The sequence below is a fragment of the Candidatus Krumholzibacteriia bacterium genome (assembly GCA_029865265.1).
Lineage (GTDB): Bacteria > Krumholzibacteriota > Krumholzibacteriia > WVZY01 > JAKEHA01 > JAKEHA01.
In genome coordinates, this window is the sequence record JAOUHG010000060.1 from 1 (window position 1) to 9,224 (window position 9,224).

The 9,224-nt window shown below is 64.8% G+C and carries 12 protein-coding genes and 1 pseudogene; 3 read left to right on the forward strand and 10 right to left on the reverse strand.

Features of this window, described 5'->3' with window-relative positions; translation table 11 throughout:
- Positions 1–237: 237 nt before the first annotated feature.
- From OEX18_15000 to OEX18_15010, 3 genes are read right to left on the reverse strand one after another with little or no spacing between them, the layout of a single operon-like run.
- Positions 238–624: a hypothetical protein gene (locus OEX18_15000; GenBank protein MDH4338576.1), complete on the reverse strand. Its 387-nt coding sequence runs from the start codon at positions 622–624 to the stop codon at positions 238–240.
- 27 nt (positions 625–651) lie between these two features.
- Positions 652–1,152 (reverse strand): glycine/betaine/sarcosine/D-proline family reductase selenoprotein B, encoded by a 501-nt coding sequence (locus OEX18_15005; GenBank protein ID MDH4338577.1) that lies wholly within the window; start codon positions 1,150–1,152, stop codon positions 652–654.
- Between the two features lie 5 nt (positions 1,153–1,157).
- Positions 1,158–1,751 carry a TlpA family protein disulfide reductase gene (locus tag OEX18_15010; GenBank protein MDH4338578.1) on the reverse strand — a complete coding sequence of 198 codons (594 nt, stop codon included), beginning with the start codon at positions 1,749–1,751 and terminating at the stop codon, positions 1,158–1,160.
- A 71-nt stretch (positions 1,752–1,822) separates the two neighbouring features.
- Between OEX18_15010 and OEX18_15015 the strand changes: the two genes are divergently transcribed.
- Positions 1,823–2,719, forward strand: coding sequence for a hypothetical protein (locus OEX18_15015; protein ID MDH4338579.1), 897 nt, complete (start codon positions 1,823–1,825; stop codon positions 2,717–2,719).
- A 40-nt stretch (positions 2,720–2,759) separates the two neighbouring features.
- Here the strand turns inward: OEX18_15015 and OEX18_15020 are convergent, their stop codons facing one another.
- The 3 genes from OEX18_15020 to OEX18_15030 all read right to left on the reverse strand — a co-directional run bounded on the left by OEX18_15020 (position 2,760) and on the right by OEX18_15030 (position 4,152).
- The gene (locus OEX18_15020) at positions 2,760–3,302 is read right to left on the reverse strand and encodes a hypothetical protein (GenBank protein MDH4338580.1); all 543 of its coding nucleotides are present in this window, start codon (positions 3,300–3,302) and stop codon (positions 2,760–2,762) included.
- Positions 3,299–3,637, reverse strand: coding sequence for a hypothetical protein (locus OEX18_15025; protein ID MDH4338581.1), 339 nt, complete (start codon positions 3,635–3,637; stop codon positions 3,299–3,301). The genes OEX18_15020 and OEX18_15025 overlap by 4 nt, the downstream gene beginning before the upstream one ends.
- Before the next feature lie 98 nt (positions 3,638–3,735).
- On the reverse strand, positions 3,736–4,152 hold the full coding sequence (locus OEX18_15030; protein MDH4338582.1) for a hypothetical protein: 417 nt from the start codon (positions 4,150–4,152) through the stop codon (positions 3,736–3,738).
- Positions 4,153–4,236: 84 nt separating this feature from the next.
- Between OEX18_15030 and OEX18_15035 the strand changes: the two genes are divergently transcribed.
- Complete coding sequence (locus OEX18_15035; GenBank protein ID MDH4338583.1) at positions 4,237–4,482, forward strand: hypothetical protein; 246 nt, start codon at positions 4,237–4,239, stop codon at positions 4,480–4,482.
- A gap of 132 nt (positions 4,483–4,614) precedes the next feature.
- Here the strand turns inward: OEX18_15035 and OEX18_15040 are convergent, their stop codons facing one another.
- The 3 genes and pseudogenes from OEX18_15040 to OEX18_15050 form a co-directional block, all read right to left on the reverse strand.
- A complete protein-coding gene (locus OEX18_15040) occupies positions 4,615–5,583 on the reverse strand; it encodes a 6-bladed beta-propeller (protein ID MDH4338584.1) in 969 nt (322 codons plus the stop codon).
- A 146-nt stretch (positions 5,584–5,729) separates the two neighbouring features.
- Entirely contained in the window at positions 5,730–6,272 is a 543-nt protein-coding gene (locus tag OEX18_15045) for a rhodanese-like domain-containing protein (protein MDH4338585.1), read from the reverse strand.
- A pseudogene (locus OEX18_15050) lies at positions 6,252–6,512 on the reverse strand (cytoplasmic protein). The gene OEX18_15045 and the pseudogene OEX18_15050 overlap by 21 nt, the downstream one beginning before the upstream one ends.
- Before the next feature lie 268 nt (positions 6,513–6,780).
- On the opposite strand from OEX18_15050, the gene OEX18_15055 reads away from it, so the two are divergent.
- A complete protein-coding gene (locus OEX18_15055) occupies positions 6,781–7,947 on the forward strand; it encodes a hypothetical protein (protein MDH4338586.1) in 1,167 nt (388 codons plus the stop codon).
- Between the two features lie 2 nt (positions 7,948–7,949).
- On the opposite strand, the gene OEX18_15060 is transcribed toward OEX18_15055, so the two are convergent.
- Positions 7,950–9,224 (reverse strand): gamma-glutamyltransferase family protein (locus tag OEX18_15060; GenBank protein MDH4338587.1); only part of this gene is annotated, 1,275 nt, incomplete at its 5' end.

Consider the following 9,224-nt stretch of genomic DNA (forward strand, 5'->3'; position numbering starts at 1 on the left):
GCGGTGCGGCGTTGCACCAGGCTGCCGAACTGATGGCCGATCTCGCAAGCAACCAGCATCAACAGAACGACGACCGCGTAGACCGCGGGAATGGGCATGGATTCCAGTAGACTGAGATTCATGGGTTCCTCGATCGTTCACTTGCGCGTGCTGCGTTCAAAACCCGAACCGCGCGTGGCCAATCCGGGCCACTGTTCGTGGCGCAACACGCGGCGGAGCTTACCACCCCGCCGCGCGTCATCCCATTCCTTCTTCGGGCGGGAGGGAATCGGCGCGCGGCAGGCGTCCCGTGTAGAGCAGGGGCAACAGCCACGGTTTCTTCTTCAACAGGTCGACGATGGGCGGGTGCGGGATGTCGCGGGATGCGTTTCGCGCCTGGGCCACGGACTCCGGCCACTCGAACGGCAGATCGACGTACGCGTCGGGCCCGGACGCGCTCTCCAGCAATTGCAGGGTGGCGCGCAACACCGCGCGCTGGCCGTCGGCGTCGTGTGGTCTGCCGAAGGAGCGGCCCGACGGATAACCGATGCCCGCAAGCCGGGGCACGCCCACCGCACGCGTCAGTTCCGGGATCCACGAGAGTGTCACCGTGGCAATGCCGCTGGCCTCGAGCACGCGTTGCACCAGTCCCACGGACCGGCAGCAGAAGGGTCAGACGGGGACGAGCGCCGCCGCGTCCACGCCTTCCTCACGCATGCGCGCGGCAATGGCCGGTGCCGTCTTCTCCACCAGTTCGGCCGGGTCCAGGATGTACCCCATCGTCGAGTAGTGCGTCGGCGCGGGGCGGCCAACGAAACCCGCTTCGGCCAGTTCGGCCAGCCGGCGCATGGGCAGCACCACGTCCAGGTCGGCCTCGCCGAAACGCGGGTCGACGTGCAGGTGGTAGATGCGGATGTCCTTCTCGGTGGTGCCGGCCGGAATCTCCCGGAAACTGGGGTCGCCCCACCACGGGTTGCGCCGCTCCCCTTCCTGGTCGAAGGGCCGGTCGTCGTTGCGCGCGATGCCGGCAGTCGAGACGAGCGCCACGGTGCACTCGCGCAGCGGCCTCGCGAGCGGCGTGAACGGGATCGCGCCGGGCTCCTGCCTCGCGGTCCAGGCCTGCATGATCTTGCGGGTGGCGAAATCGAGGAACCGGTACGAATCGATGGGCATCGTGTTTACCGGGTCCGCCCGGGTTCGTTCGCTCTCAACAGTGCCTGGATTTCTTTCTCGAGTTTCGCCGCCCACTTCTTCTTGTAGCCGTACCCGTTGCGCGACACCACCACGCCCCCACCGCGGTCGATCAGCATTTCCACCGGCAGCCCCTTGACGTTCTTCACGGATGGAAAGGCATCCTCGAACTTCGTGGTCTGGCCGCCATCGAGCACCAGGTAGTTGATCTCGCGGGCGGCCACGAATTCCCGCAGCCGCGCGCGGCGCGGGTCCGCGTCGTCCTCTTTCTCGAACGCGACCGCCACGATCACCAGACCCTGCTCTCTGTACCGTTCCTGCAGGTCGATCAGGGTGGGGATTTCCGTGATGCACGGCGGGCACCACGTGCCCCAGAACGTCACGTAGAGAACCTTGCCGGCAAAGCGCGGGTCGTCGGAACCCACGGGCGCGCCGGAGAGATCGTTCAGTTGGAAGCGAAGCGTGTCCCCTTCGACGGACGGTTCCTTCGCCATGGCCGCACCGGCCGTCACAACGGCGAGCGCCACAACCGCGAACGCGAAGGACGCAAGCCCGTGCTTCTCGTGGTGTCCGCCTCTCATGGGCAACGAGCATACCACTCCCCGGCAGCCGGGGCAGCCGTGGTATAATTGGGGCCTCCAGGAGGTGGATCATGATCCACTGGCAAGAATACGCCGCCGCGCTGTTGCTCCTGGCGCTGCCACTCACGACAGCCCAGGTTTCACCCGCCGCCGCGCAGTCGTGCGAAGACGGCTCCCCCGCCGCCTACCTCGACACCTACGTATCCGGACAGAATTACTTTTGTTATCTGCCTTTCGATCCGGGCGTCGTCACGCTCACGGTGGTGGCGCGGGCCATCCCCTTCCAGAAGGTCCGTTTCACCCTGGCCGATCCGCCGCTGGGCGTCGTGATTGGCGAGACGTGGGCGGGACCCACGACCGGCAATCGCATCAACGGGCTCGAAGTGGACATGGGGAGTTGCACCGCCCCCGGCGAGGTAACGGTGGGAACCCTCACCGTCATCGTCACCAGCGAGGACATGGCCCCGTGCACGAGTTGGGAGATTCAGAATTGCGAAGTCCAGGACTGCACGGGGGACTGGCGCCCGGCGGTGCCGGTAGAGCACCGGGCGGGCACCGGCTACTGCGAGTGCGTCTGCTGGCAGTGCTGCTACTACGCGTTGTCGCCCTACGACCTCTATCCGCCCAACGGCGCCACCACGGTGCCGCTGGACGTGGTGCTCTCGTGGGATGGCACACCGGACGACGCCATTGAGCAACCGCCGTACGGCGGTTGTTCGGTGCGCATCAGCACCAGCCCGGACTGCACCAGCGGCACGGTGTACCCGGTTCCCTGCGACCTCGACCAGTTTGCACCCGACTTCCTGCAGCCGAACACCACGTACTATTGGCGAGCGCAATGGGGGACGGCACCGAGCGGGTGCACGGACCTGAACAGCGGCGCATCACCGCTGTACTCGTTTACCACGCAGGGACCGCTGGCGACAGAAGCACGCACGTGGGGCTACGTGAAGTCGATGTACCGCTGAGGGGTTAGAACCCCATCGCGCAGCCGTACGCAGCCGTCGGCTACCCGTGGGAGAGCTGCCGTTGGAATTCTTCGAACGCCGCGGCCTTCCCTTCCAAGCGGCACCATCGCGCGACGGCCTCAAGATCCACCTGCTTCCGTCGCGCCCTCGCGACGGCCACCGCCTGGTCCAGCGAGCCCCGGTCATTCCAGAACAGGAACCCCGCCAGCCGGTCGCGGACGGAATCCGTGGGCGTAATGATGTGGAGCAACATGCCGCCCTCGCGCAACGACTTCCACTTGCGAATCAGTTCGCCACCCACGGCCAGGGGCCCCTGCGGAAACTCGAGATTGAGATCGTTATGCGGGTGCTCGTAATGGTCCCCCGCCTCGCGGTACCCGAGGGAGGCGAGCACCTCGCCCGGGGTGGCACCGGCGCCGGAAAACGTCACGATGAAGTCGATGTCACGCGACTGGTACGCCTGCGGCGCGTACACGGTGGCCGCACTCCCGCCCGTCAGCACGGCTTCGGTGCCGCTTTCGTGCAGGGCCGTGCACACCACGAATGCCACGTCGCGCAGGCTACTGCCGCGCGCTATCTTCACAACGGCTTGCCCGCGCGGCGGGGCCGCGAGCGCCGGCTGGATGCGATCGCGCGCAGGTCCGGCTCCGCTTCCGCGAGCCGGAGCAGGACCGCCTTGAGCTCCCTGTACGCAAAGTAGCGCGGGTCCAGGGAGACGACACGCGCGCGGCCCGAGATACGGGACGCCACCACCCCTTCCCGGTCGAGGGCCGACACGATGTTCTGGACCGAATAGAGCGGAGCGCCCAGCAGACGCGCGAGTTCCGCCGGATACGTCTCCCCCAGGAGCGCGATCGTCAGCAGAACCTCGGTGCGCCGGCGGCTGCCGAAGAGTCGGGACTGTGTGGATGTGACCATGCCGGAATATTGCCAACATTACTTGGTAAGTCAACCAATAATTGTTGGTGCCGCTGCGGCGGTAAGAAACCGGCCAATGTAGGCGCCCACCGGCTCCGCTACTCGCGGCCCAGGGCTGTCACCACGCGCTGCCCCCAGCGCATCCCTTGCGGGTCCTCAAACGCGCGCCAGGCCTTCATCACGTCATGATCGAGCGCGGCGAGCCGCGCGCGGTCGACCTTGTCGATGGCACCGGCCAGCGGTGTGCTGCGCACGTACTGCCACAGGAAATCCTGGGCGGGTGGGAGGTGCAGCTCGGTGACATCGGCTTCCACCAACGTCTCCCTGAAACCGGCGCGGGTGAGAATGGCCTCCAGTTCCGCCTCGTCGCTCAGGGAGAACACGGCGCGCATGAATTCGGCCGCTTCCGGGCTGACGTGATTCTCGAGCGCGTTGCTGAAGGCGGCGAAGGCCGCGGACTCCGGACCGGGAACATTGATGACCACACGGCCGCCCGGTTTGAGCGCGCGGTGCATCTCCGCCGCGCGGCGTCCTTGTCGGGGACAAACTGGAGGCCCATCTGACACGTCACCACGTCGAACGCCCCGTCGGGCACCGGCATGGCTTCCATGCCCGCCTCGAACCACTCGACCGAGTCATCGTTCAGCGCGGCCTTCGCCACCGCCAGCATGCCGGGGTTGACGTCGAGACCGGCCACGACACCGCTGTCCCCCACGTCCCTGGCCGCAAGCCGCGCGACGATGCCGGTGCCGCACGCGACGTCGAGCACGCGTTCGCCGGGTTTGAGCTGCGCGGCGCGCACCAGTCTCTCCGCCAGCGGTTTCCCGATTACGGGCACGAAGTAGCGCTCATAGTTGACGGGCGCATTGGAACCAAACGATTCGCCGAAGTTGGGGGGAATCGCGGGCGTCCGCCGCCACCGGGAGAGTGGCTGACAATTTACCGCTGTTACAGCGGTAATCACTTCCCCGCCGCGCTTACCGGAACTTCTGGATGCGGTTGTTGTACTCCTCCGCGATGAAGATATTGCCGTTGCTGTCGATCGCAATACCTTCGGGCGCGGCGAACTGTCCGTTGGCATCGCCCCATGAGCCCCACTTGGTGATGAACACACCCGCACTGCTGAACTTCTGAATGCGACTGCTATCGATGGTCCGCTCGGTTACGTAGACGTTGCCGCTCTTATCGACGGCCACACCCCAGGGAAAATCAAACTGGCCATCGCCCGTGCCGGGCGTTCCCCATTTGGCGAGAAACGACCCCGAACCGTTGAACTTCTGAATACGGTTGTTCCCCGAATCGGTCACGTAGACATTGCCGCTCGCGTCCACCGCCACACCCCAGGGGGAATCGAACTCGCCATCGCCAGTTCCGGTTGAGCCCCACTGGGTAACGAAACCACCATTGCTGTCGAACACCTGAATGCGGTCGTTGCCCTCATCCGCCACATAGAGTTGTTCGTCGGTTTCGTCGAACGCGATTCCGGCCGGATAATTGAATTCGCCGGCGCCTGCGCCCACCGTGCCCCACTGCGTGATATATCCCCCCGCCACGTCGAACTTCTGCACGCGGTGGCCATTCTGATCCACCACGTAGACATGCCCGACATCTGCAACCGCGATCCCGACCGGAAAGTTGAATTCGCCGTCATTCCCCCCCACCGAACCCCACTGGGTGAGATACCCGCCCGAGCCACTGAACTTCTGAATGCGATGGTTATTGCTGTCCGTCACGTAGACATTGCCGGAGATGTCCACGGCGACACCGCTGGGAGCGCTGAACTGGCTGATACCCGTGCCCGGGGTACCCCACTTGAGAACGTACTGCGGCGTGGTGGAAGGCGTGGGGTTGGGATTGACGGGGGTTTCGCTTTCACTCCCGCAGCCAACCGCAATCAACAAGAGCACCACAAAGCCGGGTCTAAGAAGGAATCGGCGGGTAGTCATCGGGCCCTCCATGGGTACGCGTGTCCGGGATACGGTTTGCGGGGGCACGCCTACCACGGGCCCTTGAGGATGCGACACGCGGTTCTGACTTTCGGCACGAGGAATTCGAGAAAAAAGGTAGATCTTCTTTTCACAAGCGCGGCGTGTCAGTGGTTCAGCCGCATGCGGGCCGGGTCTATCTCATACGTCCACGGCAGACCGGCGTTCTTCCATCCATTCAGCACGCGCTTTCCGTGAGACGGACTCGCGGGATCCTTGACCGCATCCCCTTCCATCCCGTCGACGACGGAATAGACATTCGTGAACCCGGCTTCCGCCAGCGCGTTCACCGCGCGCGCGCTCCGAGCCCCCGACCGGCACATGACGAAGAGGGTGTCGGCGGGGTTTGCGATGGCTTTCACACTGGTGACGAACGCGGCGTTGGGTTGCATGGCGAAGTGTTCCTTTGCGCTGTCCCAATCGTAGCTCTGAAACAGATATGGGATGTTCCACGCCATCGCGGCGTGCCCGACGAACATGTATTCCTCCGGTGTGCGCACGTCGATGACCGTCGCGTGCTCCGGATCGGCCTTCCAGCGGCCGTACGCCTCGGCGGCGGTCACGTACAGACCCAGCGTCGTCTGCTTGGCGCCCGGGATCTCCCCCACTTCACGAGGCACAGCCACCGGCGCCGGTTCCTGCAGTTCCACGATTACCACGCGGGTGTCGGTATCACCGACGTTTTCCCCAATGTGCGTCTGCGCGGACATGTAGATCACATCGCCCACTTTGAAATCCTTCACTACCGACGTTCCGTCCGGGAACATCAACCGGCGCTGAAAGTCGCTGAGCGCATAGAGCACAAAGTCGGGATGAAAGTGCTGCGTGGTCTTGTCGCCGGGGTGGTCCCGGTAGTCCAGCACGCGCACGCGCTCGTTCTTGAGTATCACGTGATACTTGTCGGCGTCGGTCTGGGCGGGATCCGGCCTCGCTCCATCCTGCGCGCGGGCGCCGGCAGGCAGCAGAAACAGAAACAGTGCGGAGACAACAATTCGCTTCATGGTGTGCGTCCTCTGGTAACGGCGTATCAAGAATGATCCTCGGGTCCCGGGGAGGGTGTCGATATAGTCCCACACAACCCCGCTCATGGTGTATCCTTTACCAACGCTGGCCGGTGAAGCCCGCGCCCACACGACTCCTTTAGAAGGGCCCATCGCCATGCGTCTATACCGGACTCTCGCCGCCGCCGTCACGCTGTGCCTTGCCGTAGCCATCTCCAGTTGCGGCGGCGACGACCCCGCCGCGCCGGAACCCAACCCCACCCCCACCGGTCCGCTGGTGTTCGACGACTTCCAGCCGGCCGCGGTGATCATCGGCCAGCCCAACGGCACGGCGAGCGCGACGGGTCTGTCCGCTGCCACTCTCAACCAACCCACCGGCGACCTCGCCGCGGGCGGCCTGTATGTTTGCGATTTTGGCAACAACCGCGTGCTCGGCTTCAACGCGACACCCACCGCGGACGGCGCGGGAGCGAACTTCGTGGTGGGGCAGGCGGACTTCATGTCCAACACGAGCGGCGTCAGCGCCAGCCGGTTCAGCCCTTTCGACGTCCGCAGCTCGGGTGGCAAGCTCTTCGTGGTTGATTATGTAAACAACCGCGTGCTGATCTGGAACACCATGCCAGGCGGCGATGTCCCCGCCAACATCGTAATCGGCCAGGCGGATTTCGCCGACGACACCGCGCGGCTGACACAGTCGGGCCTCGATACTCCCGTCCGCGTGCAGGTGGCCGGCGGGAAGATGTTCGTGCTCGACTACAACAACCACCGCTGCCTTATCTGGAACAGCGTCCCCAGCACCAACAACGCACCGGCGGACGTGGTGGTCGGCCAGATGGACTTCGTAAGCCGCGATGTGCAGAGAGACGCGTATACGCCCAACTTCCCCACGTCGATGTGGACGGACGGCACGCGCCTGCTGATCGGCGACTTCTGGCGGCGCATCCTGGTCTGGAACACGATTCCGACCAGCAACTACCAGCCGGCGGACTTCGTGATCGGTGCGCCGGACCTCGACTCCGTCGGTAATGTCAATGCGTGGGGGCTGGCGTCGGATGGAACCAACCTGTACGTGGCGGAAACCGACGGCTCCCGCGTGCTGATCTACCGCCCCATTCCCACCGCGAACGGCGCGCTGCCGTCGGGGGTGCTGGGCCAGTCGGACCTCGCACACTTTACTCGTAACGATGACAACCAGGACGGCATTGTAGACGCCACGCCCTCGGGGCGCACGTTCGGCTATCCAACGTCGGTAACGATCATCGGCCGGAAGCTGTACGTGACCGACCAGGGCAACAACCGCGTGATGGTCTTCAACAGCAGGTAGGGTCAGTACCCCAGCGCGCAGCCGTCTTTGCGGCTCTCCGTGGCGCCGCAGTAGACGCCCGTTTGGGGATCGCGCCAGATGGCCTGGTAGCCGCCGTACGCGCCCACCGGCTCCGGCTCCATGATGTGCCCGCGGCGCAGCAACTCTTCCAGGATCTCCGGGGAGAGCCCGTCTTCTATATGCAGCACGCCGCCGTTCACCATGACCGTGCCGTCCGGGTCCGTGGAGCCCGTGTGGTGGAAGCGGATTGCGTCGCCGGCTTCCTGCAGCCCCATCCCGAAGTCCACCAGGTCCGTGATGATCTGCGCGTGTCCCTGCGGCTGCATGTCGCCGCCCATCAGGCCGAACGCCATCACCGGCTCACCCTCGATGGTGACGAACGCGGGGATGATGGTGTGGAACGGGCGCTTGCCCGGCTCGAGGCAGTTGGGGTGACCGGGTGTGAGGTTGAAGCAACCGCCTCGATCCTGCAGCCCGAAGCCCACCGCCGGCACCACGTAGCCCGAACCGAAGCCCGTGTAGTTGCTCTGGATGAGCGACACCATCATGCCGTCAGAATCGGCCGTGCAGAGGTACGTCGTCTCGGGACGGTTGAGCGCGGCGATGTCACCCGGCGGATCAGTAAGAGCGGCGTGCTCCATATCAATCAAGGACGCGCGCGAACGCGCATACTCCTTACTCAACAACTCAACAATGGGCGTCGAAGAAAACTCAGGGTCCGCATACCACCGAGCACGATCGGCGAACGCAAGTTTCTTCGCCTCCACCATCACGTGCCAGTAGTCCGCCGAGTCGCGCCCCATGGACCGAAGGTCAAAGTTTTCCAGGATGTTCAATAACTGAAGAGCGGCCAGACCCTGCCCGTTGGGCGGCAGCTCCCACACCGTCCAGCCGCGGTAGTCGGTGGAGATGGGCTCCACCCACGTCGAGGTGTGCGAGGAGAAGTCCGACAGGGTAAAGAACCCGCCATTGGCCTCGGAGAACTCAACAATCTCCCGGGCAATCGGCCCGCGATAGTACGCATCCCGGCCACGACGCGCCAACAGACCCAGCGTATGCGCCAACGCAGGATTCCGAAACACCTCGCCTGCACGCGGCGTTCGCCCACCCGGCATGAACACCTCGGCAAAGCCCGGCTTATCGCCAAAGCGGGAGACCGACCGCTCCCACGCATCCGCGATCACCGGCGACACCGGAAAGCCGTTCTCCGCATACCCGATGGCCGGCGCAAGGATGGTCTTCATGGAGACCTTGCCGAACTTCTTGTGCAGCTCAAA